Source organism: Micromonospora sp. BQ11 (genome assembly GCF_052068135.1).
Classification (GTDB): Bacteria; Actinomycetota; Actinomycetes; order Mycobacteriales; family Micromonosporaceae; genus Micromonospora.
Genome location: NZ_JBQHDB010000020.1, coordinates 1 through 20,868, shown reverse-complemented (window position 1 = coordinate 20,868; position 20,868 = coordinate 1). Strand labels below are relative to the sequence as shown.

At 74.5% G+C, this 20,868-nt stretch carries 19 protein-coding genes; 16 read left to right on the top strand and 3 right to left on the bottom strand.

Going from position 1 to position 20,868, the window contains the following annotated elements; all coding sequences use genetic code 11:
• Positions 1-48 precede the first annotated feature (48 nt).
• Positions 49-2,532, top strand: coding sequence for an ABC transporter permease (locus ACTMSW_RS29665; RefSeq protein ID WP_441184126.1), 2,484 nt, complete (start codon positions 49-51; stop codon positions 2,530-2,532).
• Positions 2,533-2,584: 52 nt separating this feature from the next.
• Here ACTMSW_RS29665 and ACTMSW_RS29660 read toward each other — a convergent pair whose 3' ends face one another.
• Positions 2,585-3,958, bottom strand: a complete 1,374-nt coding sequence (locus ACTMSW_RS29660) for a serine/threonine-protein kinase (RefSeq protein ID WP_441184060.1) — start codon at positions 3,956-3,958, stop codon at positions 2,585-2,587.
• Positions 3,959-4,483: 525 nt separating this feature from the next.
• On the opposite strand from ACTMSW_RS29660, the gene ACTMSW_RS29655 reads away from it, so the two are divergent.
• The 11 genes from ACTMSW_RS29655 to ACTMSW_RS29605 all read left to right on the top strand — a co-directional run bounded on the left by ACTMSW_RS29655 (position 4,484) and on the right by ACTMSW_RS29605 (position 14,077).
• Complete coding sequence (locus ACTMSW_RS29655) at positions 4,484-5,113, top strand: RNA polymerase sigma factor (protein ID WP_441184059.1); 630 nt, start codon at positions 4,484-4,486, stop codon at positions 5,111-5,113.
• A 15-nt stretch (positions 5,114-5,128) separates the two neighbouring features.
• Positions 5,129-5,941 (top strand): hypothetical protein, encoded by an 813-nt coding sequence (locus ACTMSW_RS29650; protein WP_441184057.1) that lies wholly within the window; start codon positions 5,129-5,131, stop codon positions 5,939-5,941.
• A 146-nt stretch (positions 5,942-6,087) separates the two neighbouring features.
• Positions 6,088-7,323 carry an ergothioneine biosynthesis glutamate--cysteine ligase EgtA gene (gene egtA, locus ACTMSW_RS29645; protein WP_441184056.1) on the top strand — a complete coding sequence of 412 codons (1,236 nt, stop codon included), beginning with the start codon at positions 6,088-6,090 and terminating at the stop codon, positions 7,321-7,323.
• Positions 7,320-8,657, top strand: coding sequence for an ergothioneine biosynthesis protein EgtB (egtB, locus tag ACTMSW_RS29640; protein ID WP_441184055.1), 1,338 nt, complete (start codon positions 7,320-7,322; stop codon positions 8,655-8,657). Before egtA ends, egtB begins: the two co-directional genes overlap by 4 nt.
• 34 nt (positions 8,658-8,691) lie before the next feature.
• Positions 8,692-9,438: an ergothioneine biosynthesis protein EgtC gene (gene egtC, locus ACTMSW_RS29635; protein ID WP_441184054.1), complete on the top strand. Its 747-nt coding sequence runs from the start codon at positions 8,692-8,694 to the stop codon at positions 9,436-9,438.
• A gap of 64 nt (positions 9,439-9,502) precedes the next feature.
• Positions 9,503-10,468: an L-histidine N(alpha)-methyltransferase gene (gene egtD / locus ACTMSW_RS29630; protein WP_441184052.1), complete on the top strand. Its 966-nt coding sequence runs from the start codon at positions 9,503-9,505 to the stop codon at positions 10,466-10,468.
• Positions 10,469-10,700: 232 nt separating this feature from the next.
• The gene (locus ACTMSW_RS29625) at positions 10,701-11,288 is read left to right on the top strand and encodes a TMEM165/GDT1 family protein (RefSeq protein ID WP_441184124.1); all 588 of its coding nucleotides are present in this window, start codon (positions 10,701-10,703) and stop codon (positions 11,286-11,288) included.
• 39 nt (positions 11,289-11,327) lie between these two features.
• The gene (locus tag ACTMSW_RS29620) at positions 11,328-11,690 is read left to right on the top strand and encodes a DUF1622 domain-containing protein (RefSeq protein WP_441184051.1); all 363 of its coding nucleotides are present in this window, start codon (positions 11,328-11,330) and stop codon (positions 11,688-11,690) included.
• Positions 11,687-12,013 (top strand): hypothetical protein, encoded by a 327-nt coding sequence (locus ACTMSW_RS29615; protein ID WP_441184050.1) that lies wholly within the window; start codon positions 11,687-11,689, stop codon positions 12,011-12,013. The genes ACTMSW_RS29620 and ACTMSW_RS29615 overlap by 4 nt, the downstream gene beginning before the upstream one ends.
• Positions 12,010-12,204 carry a hypothetical protein gene (locus ACTMSW_RS29610; protein WP_441184049.1) on the top strand — a complete coding sequence of 65 codons (195 nt, stop codon included), beginning with the start codon at positions 12,010-12,012 and terminating at the stop codon, positions 12,202-12,204. The genes ACTMSW_RS29615 and ACTMSW_RS29610 overlap by 4 nt, the downstream gene beginning before the upstream one ends.
• A 409-nt stretch (positions 12,205-12,613) precedes the next feature.
• Positions 12,614-14,077 carry a polysaccharide biosynthesis tyrosine autokinase gene (locus ACTMSW_RS29605; protein WP_441184047.1) on the top strand — a complete coding sequence of 488 codons (1,464 nt, stop codon included), beginning with the start codon at positions 12,614-12,616 and terminating at the stop codon, positions 14,075-14,077.
• Here ACTMSW_RS29605 and ACTMSW_RS29600 read toward each other — a convergent pair.
• Positions 14,058-14,633 (bottom strand): arsenate reductase/protein-tyrosine-phosphatase family protein, encoded by a 576-nt coding sequence (locus tag ACTMSW_RS29600; protein ID WP_441184045.1) that lies wholly within the window; start codon positions 14,631-14,633, stop codon positions 14,058-14,060. The two genes, ACTMSW_RS29605 and ACTMSW_RS29600, sit on opposite strands and share 20 nt — an antisense overlap.
• A gap of 159 nt (positions 14,634-14,792) precedes the next feature.
• Between ACTMSW_RS29600 and ACTMSW_RS29595 the strand changes: the two genes are divergently transcribed.
• The 3 genes from ACTMSW_RS29595 to ACTMSW_RS29585 all read left to right on the top strand — a co-directional run bounded on the left by ACTMSW_RS29595 (position 14,793) and on the right by ACTMSW_RS29585 (position 18,581).
• On the top strand, positions 14,793-16,028 hold the full coding sequence (locus ACTMSW_RS29595) for a glycosyltransferase family 4 protein (RefSeq protein WP_441184044.1): 1,236 nt from the start codon (positions 14,793-14,795) through the stop codon (positions 16,026-16,028).
• A gap of 113 nt (positions 16,029-16,141) precedes the next feature.
• On the top strand, positions 16,142-17,926 hold the full coding sequence (locus tag ACTMSW_RS29590; protein WP_441184043.1) for a DUF4012 domain-containing protein: 1,785 nt from the start codon (positions 16,142-16,144) through the stop codon (positions 17,924-17,926).
• A gap of 13 nt (positions 17,927-17,939) precedes the next feature.
• The gene (locus ACTMSW_RS29585) at positions 17,940-18,581 is read left to right on the top strand and encodes a hypothetical protein (RefSeq protein ID WP_441184042.1); all 642 of its coding nucleotides are present in this window, start codon (positions 17,940-17,942) and stop codon (positions 18,579-18,581) included.
• A 103-nt stretch (positions 18,582-18,684) separates the two neighbouring features.
• Here the strand turns inward: ACTMSW_RS29585 and ACTMSW_RS29580 are convergent, their stop codons facing one another.
• A complete protein-coding gene (locus ACTMSW_RS29580) occupies positions 18,685-20,055 on the bottom strand; it encodes an alpha/beta hydrolase family protein (protein WP_441184041.1) in 1,371 nt (456 codons plus the stop codon).
• A gap of 144 nt (positions 20,056-20,199) precedes the next feature.
• On the opposite strand from ACTMSW_RS29580, the gene ACTMSW_RS29575 reads away from it, so the two are divergent.
• Positions 20,200-20,520: a MazG-like family protein gene (locus ACTMSW_RS29575; protein WP_441184040.1), complete on the top strand. Its 321-nt coding sequence runs from the start codon at positions 20,200-20,202 to the stop codon at positions 20,518-20,520.
• Positions 20,521-20,868 lie beyond the last annotated feature (348 nt).

The window sequence follows — 20,868 nt, the reverse complement described above, 5'->3', positions numbered from 1 at the left end:
CGGAGACGTCCAGAAAACGATCTCCACGGGGAGCCGCACGTGTCCGTCATGATCCGGTTGGCCCTGCGTTCGCTGCGCGCCGAAGGGCCGCGGCTGCTCCTGCCGGCGCTGGCCGTCGTGCTCGGCGTCGCGTTCGTCGCCGGCACCCTGATCGTCGTCGACGGCATGCGCGCCGGTGCGTACGACCGCGCCGGCGCCTTCGACCGGCACACCGATGCCGCCGTCCACCCGCAGGGCGGGGAGCCGCTGCCGACCGCCCTCGTCGACCGGGTGCGTGCCGTCGAGGGCGTGGCCGCCGCGGCGGGCGAACTCCTCGGCACCGCCGGCATCGTCGGCGCCGACGGCCGCCCGGTGCTCGGGTACACCGTCCTCGCCGCCATCCCCACCGAGGAGGCCCTGCGCTCGTACGACCTGGTGGCGGGGCGGCTGCCCGACCGGCCCGGCGAGGTGGTGCTGGACGCGCCGACCGCCGCCCGGGAGGGCTTCGCCCTGGGTGCGCCGGTGCGCGTCGGCGGCGACGCGGTGCCGGCCCGGCCGTACACCCTGGTCGGCGCCGTCGACGTGGACGACACCTCCCGCGACGTGGGCGGACCGTTCGTCGGTACGGTCGGCGCCGACGCGCTGGCCCTCTCCGGCCGGGCCGGCTACGACCGGGTCATGGTCGCCGCCGCGCCCGGGGTCACCGACGCGGCCCTGGCCGACGCGCTGACCGCCGTCGCCGGCCCCGGCACGACCGTGAAGACCCGCCAGCGGATCCTCGACGACGCGGTGGCCGACGCCGTCCGCGACCTGGACCAGTTCAACCTCGCGCTGCTGACCTTCGCCGCCGTGGCGGTCGTGGTGGCGGCCTTCGTGATCGCCAACACCTTCGCCATCGTGCTGGCCCAGCGCACCCGGCGGACCGCCCTGCTGCGCCTGGTCGGGGCGCGGAGGGGGCAGCTGTTCCGGGCCGTCGTCGCCGAGTCCGCCGTGGTGGGCCTCGTCGCCTCCGCCGTCGGGATCCTGCTCGGCGTGGTGCTGGCCGCCGGCCTGAACGCCCTGCTGGCCGCTCTGGACGCGCCGGTGCCCGGCGGCCGGCTCGTGGTCACCGTGCCGGCCGTGCTGGGCAGCCTCGCCGTGGGCACCGTGGTGACCGTGGGCGCGGCACTCCTGCCGGCCTGGAAGGGCACCCGGGTGGCCCCGGTGGCCGCCCTCACCGAGGCGGCCGTGCAGCCGGCCCGACGGCCCGGTCGCCTCCGGCTCGTGGCTGGCGGACTGGTCCTCGCCGGGGGCGTCGCGGCCCTGGCCGCCGCCCCGTACGCCGTGCTGATCCCCCTCGTCGCGGCCGGCGGGGTGCTGGTCTTCCTCGGCATCGTGCTGGTCGGGCCGGTGCTGGTGCCGGCCCTGGTCCGGGTCCTCGGAGCGCCCGCCCGGCGGGTGCTCGGTGTGACCGGTGATTTGGCCGTGGCGAACGCCGTCCGCAATCCCCGGCGGGTCGCGGCGACCGCCACCGCGCTGGTGATCGGCATCGGGCTGGTGTCCGCCTTCGTGGTCGGCGCGCACAGCACCAGGACCGGCATCGAGCGCAGTGTCGACGCCGAGATCGGGGTGGACTGGCTCGTCACCGGCGTGGGCGGGGACCTGCCCGCACCGCTGGCGGCGGAGCTGCGGACCCGGGAGGAGCTGGCGGTCGTGCACGAGTGGCGCAGCGCGGTGTGGTCGGGCGTCGAGGTGCGGGCGTCCCACCCCGCGCTGGTCGGCCGTACGCTGACCGGCGTGGTCGCCGGGGACCCGGACCGGTTCGGTCCCGGGTGGGTGCTGGTCGGCGCGGAGCTGGCGCGGGCGCGCGGCTGGACGGCCGACTCGCCTCTCGTCCTGGGCGGCCGTCCCTTCCGGGTGGCCGCCGTGGTCACCGACGACGGTCCGGCGGCCGGCGGTCCGGTGCCGGTCGGCCACGTCGTCCACCTGGCCGACGACGACTTCACCGCCCTCTACCCCGACGAGCGGGGACACCTCGCCGAGATCGAACCGGCGGGCGGAGTGACGGCCGAGCGGGCCCGGGTGGCGATCGAGTCGGTCGTGGCCCGCTACCCGACGGTCAACCTGCTCGACCAGGGCGCCTACAAGAAGATGCTCACCGGCACGGTGGACATGGTGCTCGGTTTCGTCACCGCGCTGCTCGGCCTGGCGGTCGTCATCGCCCTGGTCGGGGTGGCCAACACGCTGACCCTGTCGGTGGTCGAGCGGACCCGCGAGAACGCGGTCCTGCGGGCCGTCGGGCTGACCCGCGGCCGGCTGCGGACGATGCTCGCCGTCGAGGCGGTGCTGACGGCCGGAGTGGGCGTCGTGCTCGGGGTGGCCCTGGGAACCGGGGTCAGCGCCGCGGCGATGGCGTTGCTCGGGCGGATCAGCGGGCACTTCACGGTGGTGCTGCCGCTCGGGCCGCTCGGCCTGGTCGTCGGCGTCGCGGTGGTCGCCGCGCTGGCCGCCTCGGTGCTGCCCGCCCGCCGGGCGCTGTCCCGGCCGGTGGTGGAGGCCCTCGGCGACCAGTGACCGGTGCGCCGTCCCCGTCTCCCCGCCCCTGTGCGGGGAGACGGTGGCGCGGTCACAGCTCGCCGGGCGGGATCTCGGGGTCGGTGGTGGGCGGGGTCGTCGTCGGTGCCGGATTCGGATTCGACGTGGTGGGGGCCGGTCCGGGCGGCGTCGTGGTCGGCGGGGCCGGGGGCGTCGTGGGCGCCGTCGTGGGCACGCTGGTCGGCTGCTGGCCCGTCGGGCTGGGCGGCGGCACGGTCGAGGTCGCGGTCGGCGACGTCGACGGCCGACCGGTCGAACCCACCGGCCGGTACGGCTGCTCGGGGTCGCCGCCGGTCTCCACGGCCGTCGGCTCGTCGTCGCCGCTGGGCTCCGCCGCCGGTGCGGACGCCGGCGGCACCTTGACGCCGGCCGGCGCGTCCGCGGCGGTGGTCACACTGAGCGCCGCGCCGACGCCGGCCAGCGCCACCAGTGCCGCCGCCGCCGCGCCGACCAGCCGGCCACGGCCACGCCGTCCCCCGGCGGTGGCGGCCGGTACGGAGTCGGTGCGGGTGTTCGGGCCCGCGTCGCGCAGGGCGGTGACGCCCGCGGCCGGCACCCAGGCGGTCGGCGCCGACGGGTCGGAGACCGCGGCCCGGGCGGCCTCGGCCATGGCCGCGCCACTGGTGAACCGGTCTGCGGGATCCTTGGCCAGCGCGCGGCCGACCAGTGCCCGGACCGCCTCCGGAATGTCGTGCGACAGCTCCGGCGGCTCGTCGTCGAGGTGCCGCACCGCGACCTGGAGGGGGTTGTCGCCGGTGAACGGCGGGCTCCCGCTCAGGCAGCAGTACGCCACCGCGCCGAGGGCGTAGATGTCGGTGGCCCCGGACACCGGTCGCCCGGCGGCCTGCTCGGGCGCCATGTAGAGGGCCGTGCCCGGCACCGCGTTGGTGCTGGTGATGCTCGTGACGTCGGTCGAGCGGGCCACCCCGAAGTCGACCAGGACGACGGTGCCGTCCTCCTGCACCAGCAGGTTGCTCGGCTTGACGTCGCGGTGCACGATGCCGCCCTTGTGCGCGGCGTGCAGGGCCTGCGCCGCCTGCGCGACGATCGACATCGTCTCGGCGACGTCCAGCCGCCCGGCGGCCTCGATCCGCTTGGACAGCGGCTCGCCGGTGACGAACTCCATCACCAGGTAGTCGGCGCGCCCGCCGTCGGGCAGGTCGTCCGCGCCGCAGTCGTAGACCTGGACGATGCCGGGGTGGCGGAGGGCGGCCATGATCCGCGCCTCCGCGCGGAACCGGGCGATGAAGTCGGGGTCGGAGACCAGCGCCGGCAGCAGGACCTTGACCGCGATCTGCCGGCCGAGGATCAGGTCCGTGGCACGCCAGACGTCTCCCATGCCGCCGGTGGCGACACGGTCGTCCAGGCGGTACCGACCGCTGAGCACGAGCTCCGATGACAACACGGCACCACCGTACCCAGAGCGGCGACCCACGTCGCGCCGTGCCCGGCCCCGCGAGGGACGACAGGCCCTCTCCGGGGCTGTCGGCAGGGCATACCGAAGCGGTATCCTGTGACCGGTCCCGAACGCTACGTGACGAGGCTCCGCTGTGCGCGCTGCGCACATCGCATCGTCATCGCCTCGGACGGGCGGGAGCGCCCTTCGAGCGCCCCGCGTTACCTCGACACGCCGCCCGTCCCGCGCGATAATTCTCACTCTTGCCGCGAGCGGGGCCGACTTGTCCGTTCACGCCCGTGCTCCTACCGTTAGCGCGATCCGGGCCCAGCCGACGGCGTCGCCGTGGCTCTCGCCGGGCGGATGCCGTGGCGAGAGTCAGGCACGCCGTCCGGGGTGTCGCGGGATCGGACGTGATCAGGTCGGCGGGGGGCTGAGGGTGCGGGAGCAGGTCCGGGCACCGGACCGGGTCGGCGTCGCGTGCGCCGGGGCCGGTGTGTGCCCCAGCGTGTCCGCCGGACGGAGGCGACCCGGGTGACCGCCGAGCTCAACGATGCGGTCGTCCAGGCCCAGGCCGGTGACGAGGACGCCTTCCGGTTCCTCTACCGCAGCCTCCAACCCGGCCTGCTGCGCTACCTCACCGCGCTGGTCGGCGCGGACGCCGAGGACGTCGCCTCGGAGGCGTGGTTGCAGATCTCCCGGGACCTCCCCACCTTCACGGGGGGCGAGTTCCGCGCCTGGACGGTCACCATCGCCCGCAACCGGGCCATGGACCACCTGCGGCGGCAGCGCCGCCGTCCCTCCCTTCCCGTCCCGGTGCAGGCGCTCAGCGAGCTGGCCGGCGACACGGACACCGCCGAACGGGCCGGCGAGACCATCGGCACCGAGGCGGCGCTCGCGCTGATCGCCACCCTGCCGCCGCGGGAGGCCGAGGCCGTGCTGCTCCGGGCCGTCATCGGGCTGGACGCCGAGAGCGCCGGCCGGGTCCTCGGCCGGCGCCCCGGCGCCGTGCGCACCGCCGCCCACCGAGGGCTGCGCCGGCTCGCCGCGCTGATGGAGCGCTACGACGTGGGCCAGCACCCGACAGCCCCCGACGGCACCCCGCCCCGTCCCCGCGACGGCCGGCGCCAGCAGGCGCCGCACGCCGAGCCGGCGGACGGCTGACGTGAGGGATTCGCGATGATCTTCCGCCGTGCCGGTCGGCCCGCCGACCGTGACGCCTCCGACCGCCTCCTCGACGCCGTCCGCTCCGCGCCCGGCAGCCGGGGTACCGACCCGCTCGCCGACCTGCTCGCCGCCGCTTCGGCCTCCGCCCGGCCCACCGAACTGGCCGGGGAGGAGGCCGCGATGGCGGCCTTCCGGGCCGCCCGGGCGGCGACGCCCACCCCGGTCCCGCACCGCCCACAGCGGCGACGCCGGTTCACCGCCGGCGCGGTCGCCTGGGGCGCCGGCATCGCCGTCACCGCCACCGCCGGCGCCGCCTTCGCCGCCGTCACCCTGGACCGGGCCGACGATCCGGCCCCGCCGCGCCGGCCGGCCACCCCCGCTCCCGCCGACACGTCCTCCGGCGGCTCCACCTCCGGCGGTTCCACCTCCGGCGGCTCGACCGGCGGTCCGGGCACTCCGACCGGCGGCGGCTCCACCGGCGCCGGCCCGAGCACCCTCGCCCCGTCCGTCGTACCGTCCGCCACGCCGGACGCGTCCGTGACCCCGGGCGGCGGCGGACGCACCACCGAACCGCCCACCGGGCAGGTGGCCGGGCTGTGCCGGGCGTACCTGGCCAAGTCGCCGGCGCAGCGGACCAAGGCGCTGAAGACCCCCGCGTTCGCCAAGCTCGTGACGGCCGCCGGCGGCGTGGAGGAGGTCGAGGACTTCTGCCGCGGCCTGGTGGGCGAGAAGAAGCCGGGCAACTCGAAGAAGGCGCCCGCGTCGCCCGAGCCGACGGCGGCCGGCGGGCCCTCGACGTCCCCGAGCCCTACCCCCGGCAGCTGAGTTCTCCTCGCGGCGATCCCGCCGGCCACCAGCGGTTCTTCTGCTAGACAGGAGACGAGGGCGCCGCCGACGCCCCGGAACATGACGGTGGGTCGGGTTACGGTGGCGGGGACCGGAACACGCAGTGGTGTAGGGGGGCCCATCCTGTGGTGATGTCGCCGAAGCTGGAGCGCGGGACGGTCCTCTCGTCGTCCGACGCGGCGGCCGGCCACATCGCCCGGATCTGCTTCAAGACCGGACCACCCACCCACACCGGTGTCGAGTTGGAATGGACTGTCCACGACGCCGCCGATCCCGCCCGCCCCGTCGAGGGCGCGCGGCTGCGGGCGGCCCTCGGGCGGCACTGCCCGCCCACCCTCGACGGCGCGAGCCCCGCCACCCGACTGCGGTACGGCAGCACGGTCACCGTGGAGCCGGGCGGGCAGGTGGAGATCTCCACCACGCCGCGAACCGCGATCGGCGCGTTGATCCGCGCGACGGACGCCGACATCGCCGACCTCACCGCTCTGCTGGCCGCCGCCGGGCTGGTGCTCGGGCGCAGCGGCATCGACCCGCACCGCCCGCCGGAACCGGTGGTGGAGACCCCGCGTTACCGCGCCATGCGGCGCGTGTTCGACCGGCGCGGGCCGGCTGGCCGCACGATGATGTACAGCACCGCCGGGCTCCAGGTCTGCCTCGACGCGGGGGAGGCGGAGCAGGTGGGCGCCCGCTGGGCGGCGGTGCACGCGGTGGGCCCGCCCCTGCTGGCGGCCTTCGCCACCGCGCAGAGGCACGCCGGCCGGGCCACCGGCTGGGCGTCGGCCCGGATGGCCGCCTGGTTCGGCATCGACCCGGCGCGCACCCGCCCGGTCTGGACGCCCGAGCGCGCCGACGAGGATCCGGTCGCCGGCTGGACGACGTACGTGCTGGCCGCACCGCTGCTCTGCCTGCGCGGTCGCGGCGACGACTGGACCCCGCCGGCCGGGGTGACCTTCGCCGACTGGCTCGACGGCGCGCTGCCGCGTCCGCCCACCACCGACGACCTCGACTACCACGTGAGCACCCTCTTCCCGCCGGTCCGCCCGCGCGGCTACCTGGAGGTGCGGTACCTCGACACGCAGCCCGGGCGGAACTGGCGGCTGCCGACGGCGGTCCTCAGCGCCCTGCTCGCCGACCCGGACACGGTCCGTCGGGCGCACGCCGTCGCCGCGCCGCAGGCGGACCGCTGGCAGGCGGCGGCCCGGTACGGGCTGCGGGACCGCCACCTCGCCGCCACCGCCGCCGAGCTGCTCGACCTGGCCGTGGCGGCCCTGCCCGGGCTGCACCTGCCGCCCGACCTGTACGACGACATCGATCGAGGCGTACGGCGGCGGCGCGCCGTCGCGGGGAGGAGACACCGGTGACGGACACCACGACGCCCGCGCTGGACGGGGAACGGCTGCGCACCCGCATCGCGGAGGAGCTGGAGCGCACGCGGGCCCGCACCGCCCTGCTGACCGGGGCCGTCGACGACGCGGACCTGGTGCGGCAGCACTCCCCGCTGATGTCGCCCCTGGTGTGGGACCTGGCGCACGTCGGTAACCAGGAGGAGTTGTGGCTGGTCCGCGACGTCGGGGGACGCGCGCCGGTCCGGCACGACATCGACGACCTCTACGACGCGTTCAAGCAACCCCGCAAGGACCGCCCGTCGCTGCCGTTGCTGCCGCCGGGCGAGGCCCGTGCCTACGTCGCCACGGTCCGGGACAAGGTGTTCGACCTGCTCGACCGGGTCGCGTTCACCGACCGGCCGTTGACCGCCGACGGGTTCGCCTTCGGCATGATCGTGCAGCACGAGCAGCAGCACGACGAGACCATGCTCGCGACGCACCAGCTGCGCTCCGGGCCGCCGGTGCTCGACGCCCCGCCGCCGCCCGAGCCCCGGCAACGGGTCGGCGGGGAGGTGCTGGTGCCGGCCGGCGAGTTCACCATGGGCACGGACACCGACCCGTGGGCGCTGGACAACGAGCGGCCCGCCCACCGGGTGCACCTGCCCGCGTACGTCATCGACGCCGCGCCGGTCACCAACGGGCGGTACCGGGAGTTCATCGCCGACGGCGGCTACGACGACCCGCGCTGGTGGAGCGACGCCGGCTGGCGGCACCGGCACGAGGCCGACCTGACCGCGCCGCTGCACTGGCGGCGGGACGGTGACGGGTGGGCCTACCGGCGTTTCGGCCGCTGGTCGCCGGTGCGCGACGACGAGCCGGTGGTGCACGTCTGCTGGTACGAGGCGGAGGCGTACGCGCGGTGGGCCGGCAAACGGCTGCCCACCGAGGCGGAGTGGGAGAAGGCCGCGCGGTGGGACCCGGTCACCGGCCGGTCCCGCCGGTACCCGTGGGGCGACGACGACCCGACGGGCGAGCACGCCAACCTGGGCCAGCGGCACCTGTGGCCGGCGCCGGTCGGCGCCTACCCGGCGGGTTCCTCGCCCCTGGGGGTGCACCAGCTGATCGGTGACGTCTGGGAGTGGACGGCGAGCGCGTTCCGGGGCCACCCGGGGTTCACCGCGTTCCCCTACCGGGAGTACTCGGAGGTCTTCTTCGGCGACGACCACCGGGTGCTGCGCGGCGGTTCCTTCGGCACCGACCGGGCCGCCTGCCGGGGTACGTTCCGCAACTGGGACTACCCGATCCGGCGGCAGATCTTCAGCGGTTTCCGGTGTGCCCGGGACGCCCGCGCCGCCGAGGCGCACCCGTGACGCCGCCGGCCCCGCCCGGGGACGGTGTCGCCTGATGTGTCGCCACCTGGCGTACCTGGGGCCGCCGGTCAGCCTGCGTGAGCTGCTGTTCGACCCGCCGTACTCGCTGGTGCGCCAGTCCTGGGCGCCGCGTGACATGCGCGGCGGCGGGACGATCAACGCCGACGGGTTCGGGGTCGGCTGGTATCCGGGCGACGGCGATCCGGTGCGCTACCGGCGGGCCCAGCCGATCTGGAGCGATCCGACGATCGCGCAGCTCGCCGCCGTCACCTCGGCCGGCGCGGTGCTCGCCGCGGTCCGCTCGGCGACGGTCGGGATGGCGGTGCTCGACGGGGCGGCCGCGCCGTTCGCCGAGGGGCGCTGGCTGTTCAGCCACAACGGCGTGGTGCGCGGCTGGCCCGACTCGGTGGTCCCGCTGGCCGGGGCGCTGCCGGTACGGGACCTCCTGACCCTGGAGGCCGCCACCGACTCGGCGCTGCTGTGGGCGCTGGTCCGGCACCGGCTGCGGGCAGGCGTGAAGCCGGGGCGGGCGATCGCCGAGACCACCCTCGCCGTGGCGGCGGCGGCACCCGGGTCGCGGCTCAACCTGCTGCTCACCGATGGTCGGACCGTGGTGGCCAGCGTTGCCGGACACGCGCTGTCGATCCGTACCACCCCGGCCTCGGTGCTGCTGGCGTCCGAGCCGCACGACGACGAGCCGGGCTGGCGACCGGTGCCGGAGGGCCACCTCGTGGAGGCGACCGCGACGGAGGTGCGCGTACGCGCCCTCACGGAGGCGTGACCGCCGACGGGGCGGCACGGGGTCGCCGCGAAGGACCTTGCATCCGTTCGACGAAGGGGAAGACATGGGCGCGGAGCCGCTGGAGATCCACCTCGAGGAGCAGGACCTGGGCCGCAGTCTGCGGGAGGACGTCCGCACCGGCCTGACCGCCACACCGAAGTGGCTGCCGCCGAAGTGGTTCTACGACGCTCGGGGCAGTGAGTTGTTCGAGGAGATCACGCGGCTGCCCGAGTACTACCCGACCCGGGCCGAGCGGGCGGTGCTGGTTGCCCGGGCCGGTGACATCGCGGCGGTGACGGGCGCGAAGACCCTTATCGAGCTGGGGTCCGGCTCGTCGGAGAAGACCCGGCTGCTGCTGGACGCCTTCACCCGGCGGGGCGGCCTCGGCACCTTCGTGCCGCTGGACGTGTCGGTGAGCGCGCTGCGCCAGTCCACCGAGCAGATCGCCACCGACTATCCCGGCCTGCGGGTACGCGGCATCGTCGGCGACTTCACCCGCCACCTGGACCGGCTTCCTCCCGGCGGCCGGCGGCTGGTGGTGTTCCTCGGCGGCACCATCGGCAACCTGCTGCCGGCCGAGCGCGCGGAGTTCCTGTCCGCGATGCGGGCCGCCCTGGAGCCGGGGGACTGGCTGCTCGTCGGCACCGACCTGGTGAAGGATCCCGCGGTGGTGGTGCCGGCGTACGACGACGCGGCCGGGGTCACCGCCGACTTCAACCGCAACGTGCTCCGGGTCGTCAACCGGGAGCTGGGGGCGGACTTCGACCCGGAGGCGTTCGACCACGTCGCCCGGTGGGACCCGGACCAGGAGTGGATCGAGATGCGGCTGCGGGCGCGCCGGCCGATGCGGATCCGGGTGCTCGACCTGGTGGTGGACTTCGCCGAGGGGGAGGAACTGCGGACCGAGGTCTCGGCGAAGTTCCGCCCGGAGGGGGTCGCGGCCGAGCTGACGGCGGCCGGGTTCACCGCGCACGACTTCTGGACCGACCCGGACGGCCTGTTCGGGGTCACCCTGGCCCGGGCCGACTGAGCGGAGCCGCCGTCGTGAACCTCTTCACCCGCGGCGGCAGGCCCCCCTGATGATCGGCTAGGCTGGTCGCGCGAAGGGGAGTAGCCCCCAATGTCGTGGTCGACACACTGGTGCGTTCCGCACCCGGCCACGCGGCCCCGGTCACCGGGGCGGGCGAGACCTTCGACCCAGGCTGTACAAGCCGGGTCGAGGGCGCCCCGTACCTCCTCCCGGCATGAACCGGAAGGATGTCATGGAAGGTTTCCTCGTCGCGCTGGTGGTCAGCTTCGGCGTCATCTTCGTCGCCGAACTGGGCGACAAGTCCCAACTGATGGCGCTGACCTTCGCCACCCGGTACAAGCCGGTACCGGTGCTGATCGGCATCACCGTCGCCACCGCCGTGGTGCACCTGGCCTCGGTGGCGATCGGGTACGGCCTCGGCGCGGCCCTTCCCACCGAGTGGATCTCGCTCGTGGCCGGTCTGGCGTTCCTCGGGTTCGGCGCGTGGACCCTGCGCGGGGACACGCTCACCGAGGAGGAGCGGCGCAAGGCCGAGAAGACCAGCAAGTCGGCCATCGTGGCGGTGTCGGTCGCCTTCTTCCTGGCCGAGCTGGGTGACAAGACGATGCTGGCCACCATCACCCTGGCCACCCAGTACGGCTGGTTCGGCACCTGGCTGGGCTCGACGGTCGGCATGGTCGCCGCCGACGCGCTGGCGATCCTGGTCGGCCGGATGCTCGGCCGGAAACTGCCCGAGAAGACCATCAGGTACGGTGCCGCGATCCTCTTCGCGATCTGCGGGCTCTGGCTGATCCTGGAGGCGGTCAGCGAGCTCACCTGATCGCCGACTACCGGGCGGCCCGCCGGGTAACGCCTGCGGGTGAACGCCGGGGAAGTTCTACGGATCGGCCACGAGTCGCTCGTGCTCGCCGTCGAGACCGCCGGTGCGGTGGTCATCTTCGTGGGGGCGGTGTGGGCGGCGCTGCGGTTCGTGGCCGAGGGGCTGCGCCGCCGCAGCGCCGCCGCGTTCACCCCGATCCGGCTGTCCCTGGGACGCTTCCTCACCCTCGGGCTGGAGTTCCAGCTCGCCGCGGACATCCTGCGGACCGCGTTCTCCCCGACGTTCACGCAGATCGGCCAGCTGGCGGCGATCGCCGCCATCCGGACCGCCCTGAACTGGGTGCTGAGCCGGGAGATCCGGGAGGGGCAACGGCAGGTTCGCGAGGAGGGGGTCCCGCCGTGATACCGGCCCTCGCCGCCGCCCTCACCTCGGCCGCCGTCGTCGCGGCGGGAGTCGTCCTGCTCACCGGCCGTTCCTGGCGGCCGGCGCTGCGGGTGCTGCTGGACCTGCTGACCGCCGTGGGCCTGCTGCGCCTTTCCGTGGCGCAGGGGTGGGCGGACCTGGTCGCCGCCGCCGTCATCATCCTGCTGCGCCGACTGCTCTGGGCCGCCCTCACCGTCGACGGGACAGCACGACTATCCCCGGCCTCCGGCGGGCAGAAGGATCACCACCTACCGTTGCCGGTAGGAGGCGAAAACGGGAAAAATGGGAGGACAGCCACATGAGCAAGCACGACGAACCGAACAAGTACGGTTTCGCCGGCGGCGCGACGGCCCCGGAGCCGCCCGCCGGTGGGCGGATCGACGAGCAGGACCGGGCCGAGGAGGTAGCGGTGCCGGGCGACGACCTCATGGAGCCGGTGAGCGACGCCCTCGCCGACGAGCAGGAGGCGCGGCGTACCGAGCGGCGTTCCTGACCGCGACGGCGGCCGGCGGGCGTTCGCCCGTCGGCCCGCGCCGCCGCCCCTGCCCACCGCCCCCTCGCGAAGCCCGCCGCCGGGTGCCCGTCACCCCCGGGTCCGCGGCCGGCCACTCGGCACGACCCCGCGCGGCCCGGCACCCGTCCGCCGCGCACCGCGCCACCTGAGGAGCCTCCGCCGGTACGGCACGTACCCGCGTTCGAGAACCCGTCGATCCAATTTCCGCCGCACCGACACCCCGCCTCCCCCTGCGGGGTTGGTAATGCGGAGCGCAGCCCTTGGCGAAAATGCGTAACTCCGGACATAAGGCGCATGAGGCGCTTTAATGGTTTCACGAGATTAAGTCGACCTTGGGGGTTTTCGTGAAGTTCTTTGGCGTTACCGGCCTGGTACGGAGGCGCGCCTGATGGACCTGTACCGCCAACTCCGCCTGGTGCGTCGGCACTGGTGGATCGTGCTCCTCACGGTCATGGTCGCGCTCGGCGTGACCACCCTCGTCACCGTCCGGGCCCAGCCCCGGTACGTCGCCTCGGTGACGTTCTTCGTCACCACACCGAGTCAGGGCGTCACCGACGCCTACCAGGGCGGCCTGTTCCTGCAGCAGCGCGTGAAGTCCTACGCTGAGCTGCTGACCAGCGACCGGCTCGCGCAGAGCGTCGTCGCCGACAACCAGGTCGGACTGACCGCCGAGCAGGTCCAGCGGCGCGTCTCCACCTCCACCGAGGCCGGGACGGTCCTGCTGCGCGCGTCGGTGACCGACACCGACCAGAACCGTGCCCTGCGGGTGACCGAGACGCTGTCGGCCAAGTTCGTCGAGCTGGTCGGCAAGGTCGAGATGACCTCCGACGGCAAGGCCGGGCCGATCCGTATCGAGGTGGTCAGCGGGCCCCGGGTCACCTCCACCCCGGTGTCCCCGCAGCCGGTCCGTAACTTCACCCTCGGCGGCCTGCTCGGCCTGCTCGCCGGTGTGGGTCTGGCGATCCTGCGGGGGCTCGCCGACGTCCGGATGCGCGACGCCGCCGGTCTCCAGCGCGCCACCGGAGGCCCGTTGCTCGGCGAGATCCCGTTCGAGGGCAGCGCGAAGACGTCGCCGCTGATCGTGGGTGACGCGGCGAACTCCGCCCGGGCCGAGGCGGTCCGCAAGCTGCGGACGAACCTGCGCTTCGTCGACGTGCACGAGCCCGCCCGGGTCATCGCGGTGACCAGCGCCCTCCAGGGCGAGGGAAAGACAACCCTGTCCTGCAACCTGGCGATCGCGCTGGCCGAGGCGGGCTGGCGGGTCCTGCTCGTCGACGCCGACCTGCGTCGCCCCAAGGTCGGCGACTACCTCGGTCTGGACGCCGGCATCGGCCTGACCGACGTGCTGGTCGGTGACGTCGGGGTCGGCGACGTGGTGCAGCGCTGGGGCGACAAGTCGCTCCTGGTGCTGCCCAGCGGCTCCGCCCCGCCGAACCCCAGCGAACTGCTCGGCTCCAAGGCCATGGCGGACCTGCTGCTCGCCCTTCGCGAGTCGGCCGACATCGTCATCATCGACACGGCGCCGCTGCTCGCCGTGACCGACGGCGTCGTGGTGGCCGTGCAGGCCGACGGCGCGCTGCTGGTCACCCAGCAGGGCCGGACGTCCCGGTCGCAGGTCGCCGCGGCGGCGCGGTCCCTGCACTCGGTCTCGGTCCGCCTGCTCGGTTGCGTGCTGAACATGGCGAAGGTGCCGAAGGCCGACGCGTACCAGTACGAGGCGTACCGGGTCGTCGCGGCCGCCGAGACGACGCCGACGCACGCCGAGCGGGGCGCCGGACCCCGGCACGCGGAGCACCTGGACCCCGGCGACGTCGGCGACCGGACGCAGGAACTCACCCGGCTGTCCCGATGAGCACCGCGAGGGGTCGCATCGCGCGTTCGATCTCCTCGGCACAGCGCCGGAAGTCGGCGGCGGACCCACCGATCGGGTCCGGCAGGTCGTCCGCGTCGGGGGCGGCGGGTTGCAGCCGCCCCCGGGCGCGGGCGGCGGCCTCGACCGCCGCGCGCAGCGGAACGGCCGCGCCGCCCGGGACCGGCTCCGCCGCGTCCGGGGCGGCGCCGGCCGCCTCGGCCAGCCGGCCGAACTGCCGGAGGGTGAACGTCCGGTGCAGGGCGGCCGGGGCGAGCGCGGTGCACACCGAGCGCTGCCGCCGGGTCGCGGTGAGCACGAGGGTCGCTCCGGCCAGATGCTCCGGCCGCAGCCGGCGGCTGCGGAACACCCGGGGGTCGGCGCCCGTGCCCGCGGCCACCTCCGCGGCGTACGGGTGCATCGCCAGGTCGTCGTGGGCGTCGGTGCCGGCGCTGGCCACCACCACCGGTTGGTCCGCCAGCAGGCGGCGTGCGATGTACTCCGCCATCGGTGACCGGCACAGGTTGGCGTGGCACACGAACAGAACCCGGTCGACCATGTCGACCCCTCTCGTGACTGCGGTCGCGGGGAGTCCGGCCGCGACGCCGCGCGTCCGGCGGCGGCCGGACGCGGAGGGGTTGTCCGCATCGTACGCGGGAACGGGGCCCGTCCCGCAGGGTGCCGCGCCGGTACGACGGCGGTCGTCGGAGGTGCTCCGGTGAGGATCGGCATCCTGTCGTACCACTTCCCGCCCGAACCGGCCTTCATCCCGGGCAGCCTCGCCGAGGAACTGGCCCGCCGGGGGCACGAGGTGCGGGTGCTCACCGGCTTCCCGGACTACCCGGGCGGGCACGTCTACCCCGGTTGGCGGCAGCGCTGGCGCCACGAGACCCGGAGCGAGCGGCTCGCCGTCCGGCGGGTGCCGCGCTACACCGGCGGGGATGCGTCGACCCGGGGCCGGACGGCCGCGTACCTTTCCTTCGCCGGCAGTGTCGCGCTGGTCGGGCCGCGGTTCCTCGCCGGCGTGGACGCGCTCTACGTCCACCAGCCGCCCGCCACGGCCTTCGCCGCCGCCGGGCTGCTGCGTCTGCTGGGACGGGTGCCGACCGTGCTGCACGTGCAGGACGTCTGGGCCACCGACCAACCGTCCGACACCGGTGACCGGCGGTGGACCCAGCGACTGGGCGCCGCCATGGCCCGTACCTACCGGGCCGCGGACCGCGTCGCGGTCGCCGCGCCCAGCCTGCGTGACCTGGTGGTCGCCGCGGGCGCGGACCCGTCCCGGGTCGAGGTCCTGCTGAACTGGACCGACGAGCGGATCTTCCATCCGGCCCGGGCCAGCTCGGCGGCCCGCCGGCTCGTCCGCCGGGAGGGGCGCTGCGTGGTCATGCACGCGGGGACCATCGGCCCCCGGCAGGGGCTGGAGACGGCGGTCCGGGCGGCGGCCGCGCTGGACGGGACGGTGGACCTGGTCCTGGTCGGGTCGGGGCCCGAGGAGCGGCGGGTGCGGGGGCTCGCCGCCGAGCTGGGTGCCGACAACGTGCGGTTCGTCGAGCGCCGCTCGCCACTGGACATGCCCGACCTGTACGCGGCGGCCGACTACCAGCTGGTCATGCTGCGCGACCTGCCGGAGCTGCGGGGCACCCTGCCCGGCAAGCTCCAGGCCGCGTTCTCCTGCGCCGCCCCGGTGGTGGCCTCCGCCGGCGGCGACACGGCCGAGGTGGTCGAGCGGGTCCGGGCCGGGTTGTCCTGCCCGCCGGAGGACTGGGCCACGCTGGCCGACCGGTTCTGGCTCGCCGCCACCATCCCGCCGCCCGCCCGGGCCGAGATGGGCCGGCGGGGCCGGGAGGCGTACCTGCGCGAGATGTCCATGCCCGCGGGCGTGGACCGCGTCGAGCGGCTGCTGTACGACGTCGCCGGCGGGCGGGTCGCCGCGCCCGGGACGCGCGAGTGATCCTCGCGTAAGGGTCAAGACCGTCATATTCGGACGTACTCGATCGTTACGTGCTACGAACGTCCAAGAAGAACGTGCCTACCTGTCCGATTTTGCCGAACGGAGTGTGTGGTGTGACCGAGAGCCAGAGTGGGCGTCGTCGACGCGGCCGGTCCCGTCGGCGCCGGCGGGCGCACCTGCGCCGGGCCCTGCTCGCCGGCCTGGTCGTCGGGTCGCTGCTGCTGCTCACCGGGGGCTGGGTGGGCGTACGCGGCTGGCAGGCCCGCGCCCATCTCCTTAACGCCGCGGGGCTGGCCCGCGACCTGAGTGCCCAGGTGGTCGCCGGTGACACCGATCGCGCCCAGCGGACCCTCGCCGCGCTGCAGGAGCAGGCGGCGGCGGCCCGGACGGCGACCGGGGACCCGGGCTGGTGGCTCGGCCGGCAGACGCCGTTCGCCGGGGACAACCTCGCCGCCGTACGACAGATCGCGGTGGCGATCGACGAGCTGTCCCGGGCGGCGTTCCCGGCACTGCTCCGGACCGACCTGAGCAGTCTGCTGCCCAGCGCCGGGCGGCTGGACGTCGGCCGCCTGCGGACCGTGTCGACGGAGCTGTCCACCGTCGACGACGCCGTGCAGGCCACCCGTGCGGACCTCGCCGCGGTGCCCACCGGCGGGCTGGTCGACCAGGTCGCGCAGGCGCTGGGCGACCTGCGGACGGAGATCGACCGGCTGGCCGGTCTGACCGCCGCGGCGGACCAGGCGGCCCGGCTCCTCCCGCCCCTGCTCGGCGTGGACGGCCCTCGCCGCTACCTTCTCGTCTCCCAGAACCCCGCCGAGCTGCGCGCCACCGGCGGCATGATCGGCGCGTACGCGGTCCTGCACGCCGACGGGGGCCGGGTCCGGATGGGGCGCCAGGGGTCGAGCGCCGAGCTGGCCCGCTTCACGCCGCCGCTCGCCGTGCCTCCCGAGGTGCGTGCGGCGTGGGGTGACCTGCCGGGCATGTATCCGGCCGACGTCAACCTGACCCCGCACTTCCCGACCGCCGCCGCGCTGTACCGGGAGATGTTCCGGCGCCGGACCGACACGGTCGTCGACGGGGTGCTCGCGGTCGATCCGGTGGTGCTGTCGTACCTGTTGAAGGCCACCGGACCGGTGCTCGTGCCGGACGGCGTCCCGCTGGCCGCCGAGACCGTGGTGCGCACCCTGCTCAGTGACGCCTACCAGCGGCTGGACACCCGCGAGCAGGACAGGTTCTTCGCCACGGCGGGCGCCGCCGTCTTCGACACCCTTTTTAAGAAGAATGTCAACCCTCGTGGCTTGTTGTCCGCATTCGACCGTGCTGTGCAGGAACGCCGGATATTGTTCTGGAGTGCCCGACCGGAGGAGCAGCGGATGTTCGGCGACAGCCGGATGGCCGGCGTCCTTCCGGAAAAGGACACCGTGCCCACGGTCGGCGTGTTCCTCAACGACGGCAGCGGCGCGAAGCTCGGCTACTACCTCCGGCCCACGGCCACCCTCACGGTGGGCGAGTGCCGGTCGGACGGCCGGCGTGAACTGCGGCTGCGAGTCACCCTGCACTCGTCGGCGCCGAAGTCCGGACTCAGTAGGTCCGTCCTCGGCCTCGGCCTGGCGGGCGACCCGTACACCGTCCGCACGCTGGTGTCCGTCCACAGCCCCGCAGGCGGGGTCGTACTCGACGCCCGTCTCGACGGGGTCGCGACGGCCGTCGGTTCCGGCAGTGAGCGGAACCGGCACACGGCGACCGCGAACGTCGAGGTCGGCCCCGGCACCACCCGCACGTTGGAGGTGGCCGTCCTGACGGCCAAGACCGGCAGCGGCTCGGCCGAGCTGTGGTTGACCCCCACCGCCACCCCCTGGACCACCCAAGTTGTTTCCGCACCAAGCTGTGACCAGTAGGAGGGAACCAATCATGCGGCTATCCCGCATCATCATGGCGCTCACGGTCGGTCTTGCCGTGATCGCCGTACCGACGGCGGCGGGGGCGGCGCAGCCGCAGCCGCAGCCGCCGGTTACCGGCACACCGCAGCCGCCGGTGTATCCACCGGGTCCGGCGACCCTCACGGTGAACCCGCCGAGTGTCGTCGTCGGCACCACCGTTCAGCTGGTCGGCACCGGCTTCCTGCCGGGCGAGACCGTCGTCATCACCTACACCTCCACCGCTTTCGCGGCCGGTGTAGGGGGCGCAGACCGGGCCCGGCGCAGCGACGGTTCGACGGTCGCCATGGCGCCGGTCTCGTTCCAGCAGGCACCGGGGGGCAGGTCCGGCACCCTGACCGCGACCGCCGGACCGGACGGCACCTTCTCGGTGCCCTTCACGCCCCAGTACCCGGGCAAGTACCGCTTCACCGCGGTCGGCCAGACCTCGGGCAAGGTCGCCTCGGCGACGCTGATCGTGCTCGCCAAGAAGCAGCCCGGGCTTCCCGTGACCGGTGACAGTGTCGGCACGCCGATGAAGCTCGGCGGCGGCCTGATCGGCGCCGGCGCGGTGATGCTGCTGCTGAGCCTCGCGTGGCGCAGGCGGCACCGGTTCGGCATGGGGGCCGCCCGCTGATCCTGAGCTGACTTCCGGGCAGGGCCCGGACGACGAACGGACGGCGCCCGTCGGATCACTCCGGCGGGCGCCGCCGTACGTGTCGGCGAGGTCGGGACCCGGGTCAGCAGGCCGCGTAGAGGCGGCGGGTACCGACGCCGGCCGCGTACGCCGCCCGGTCGGTGAACCGGCAGCCGTAGTCCGGCGCGGCCACCACCGCCGGATTGGTCACCGTGTCGCCGGCCGGCCGCTTGCCCTGGCGTACCCAGGAGACCAGGTCGTCCCAGGCGGTGCCCGCCTCGGTCGGGGTGAACTCGCAGTGCTGCGCGGCGCGGATCGCCCGCTGCACGACCAGCCGGCTGCGGCCGTGCTTCGCGACGTCCCGCGCGTACGCCTGCTCCATGGAGAAGGGCACGAACAGGTCACCGAGGTTGTGCAGGCTGACCACCGGCGCGCTCGGCCGACCGGCGATCCGCGGCACCTCGGTCAGCGCCGGCGAGAGCCGCTGCCACAGGTTCTCCGGGGCGACCCGCTGCACCGTGGCGTTCACGTTCACCGGGGAGTTCGGGCTGTAGCGGGTGAACAGGTTCGTGGCGAGCTGCCCCGGGCGCTCGGCGGGGGAGTCGCCACCGCTCGTGGCGCTGATCCCGAAGAGGAAGTCCTTCCAGATCGCGAAGGAGGCGTCCGTGCCCGGACGCGGCCCGCCGGAGCGGTTGACGGTGATGTCGCGCAACTGCCGCCCCCGCTCGTTGCTGATGGCGGGACTGGTCGGGCTGATCCCGGTCAGGCCCAGCGCCACCTGGATCCGGGGCACCGCGTTGGTCAGGTAGTCCGGCGGCGTCGGGTACGCGCGTACCCCCGCGATGGCCTGCGCGGCGAGGTTGTAGTCCAGGAAGAAGTCCAGCAGCTCGTGGTCGCCGAGGACGCCGCACATCGGCAGGCCACCGTCGTAGTGGCCCGGGTACTGCTCCAGCGAGCGGCCGATGATGTAGCCACCCATCGACACCCCGGCCAGGTACGTCCGGTGGGGACGCTCGACGAGCCGGGCGAAGTGGTCGGCCAGGTCCTTCGTGCTCAGCACCCCGGACCGGATGTCGAAGCCGTTGCGGGAGTACGAGGAGGACGCCCAGGCGTACCCCTGCTCCAGCAGGCGCTGCCGCAGGCCGAAGGCGGGCACCTCCGGCGACAGCACCGTGGTCTGGCCCCGGTACCCGTGCGCCCACATGACGAGGTCGCCGTTCCAGTTCGCCGGGACCTCGACGATGTACGCGGAGTGCCGGTGCACGCCCTGCCGGACGGAGGTCGGCGCGCCACCCACGACGAGGGGATCCAGCGGCGGGTTGCTGATGGTGTAGCCGGGCAGTGGCTGCGTACCGTCTGCGTGGCGGTCGCCGGCGGCGGAGGCCGGGGCGGAGCCGGCGAGGCCGACCGCGACGGCCAGGGCCACGCCGGCGCCGAGCAGGCGGCGGAGGGTGCGGGTGGTTGAGGACGGCATCGTCGCTCTCCCTGGGGCGGTGGTCGCCCGGTGGTGAGGCGGGCGGGACGGATGCCTACCGGCCGGTAGGGGACCTGAAACTAGGCACGCCGTTCCACCGATGTCAATGGCTGCCCGATCCGCCGGTCAGCTTTACTGTGCGGCGTGGACGAGACGATCTGGAACGCCGCCCGCGCCGCCCGTGCCTGGCTGGACGCCGTTAACGGCACCGGGCAGGCCGAGCTGACCTGCCGCATCCTCAAGCTGAGCGAGGAGGCGGGTGAGGTGGCCGGCGCCTGGATCGGCATGGTGGGGCAGAATCCGCGCAAGGGGGTCACGCACACGCGCGAGGACGTCGCGGCCGAACTCGCCGACGTCGCGTTCACCGCCCTGGTCGCCATCGAGAGCCTGGGACTGGACGCCCGAACCGTCCTCGACGAATGCGTGACAAAGGTACGCACCCGCGTGCCTCCCCCCACCCCCTGACCCGCACACCACGCCGACGTCCGCCGCCGGCTCGTTCCGGCGTACGGGTGTCCGTTCGCTTGATCGACTCGGGTTCGGTGAAGTCGGGGTGTCCGGCTGGGGTTGATGCCCCGGTTTCCGTGATGTCGAGTGGATCTCTCCCGGCACCCTGGTCAGGGCGTCCCGTATCGGCTGGATGTCCGGTTCGTGGGTGTGACCGGGGGCATCCCGATGGCGGAATCGTGGCCGCCCGGGGTCGTTACATCAGGTGGACGATCGAGTAGGACACGCCGCCTCCGGCCGCGGGTGCCCAGGCCCTGGAATGATGGTGGCCGGCCGGTCGTTGAATCCCCTCGACGAACACAGGAC

Coding starts and splice junctions, on each gene's coding strand:
- ACTMSW_RS29665 (WP_441184126.1), top strand. CDS start 49: ATGATCCGGTTGGCCCTGCGTTCGCTGCGCGCCGAAGGGCCGCGGCTG.
- ACTMSW_RS29650 (WP_441184057.1), top strand. CDS start 5,129: ATGATCTTCCGCCGTGCCGGTCGGCCCGCCGACCGTGACGCCTCCGAC.
- egtC (WP_441184054.1), top strand. CDS start 8,692: ATGTGTCGCCACCTGGCGTACCTGGGGCCGCCGGTCAGCCTGCGTGAG.
- egtD (WP_441184052.1), top strand. CDS start 9,503: ATGGGCGCGGAGCCGCTGGAGATCCACCTCGAGGAGCAGGACCTGGGC.
- ACTMSW_RS29625 (WP_441184124.1), top strand. CDS start 10,701: ATGGAAGGTTTCCTCGTCGCGCTGGTGGTCAGCTTCGGCGTCATCTTC.
- ACTMSW_RS29610 (WP_441184049.1), top strand. CDS start 12,010: ATGAGCAAGCACGACGAACCGAACAAGTACGGTTTCGCCGGCGGCGCG.
- ACTMSW_RS29605 (WP_441184047.1), top strand. CDS start 12,614: ATGGACCTGTACCGCCAACTCCGCCTGGTGCGTCGGCACTGGTGGATC.
- ACTMSW_RS29600 (WP_441184045.1), bottom strand. CDS start 14,633: ATGGTCGACCGGGTTCTGTTCGTGTGCCACGCCAACCTGTGCCGGTCA.
- ACTMSW_RS29585 (WP_441184042.1), top strand. CDS start 17,940: ATGCGGCTATCCCGCATCATCATGGCGCTCACGGTCGGTCTTGCCGTG.
- ACTMSW_RS29580 (WP_441184041.1), bottom strand. CDS start 20,055: ATGCCGTCCTCAACCACCCGCACCCTCCGCCGCCTGCTCGGCGCCGGC.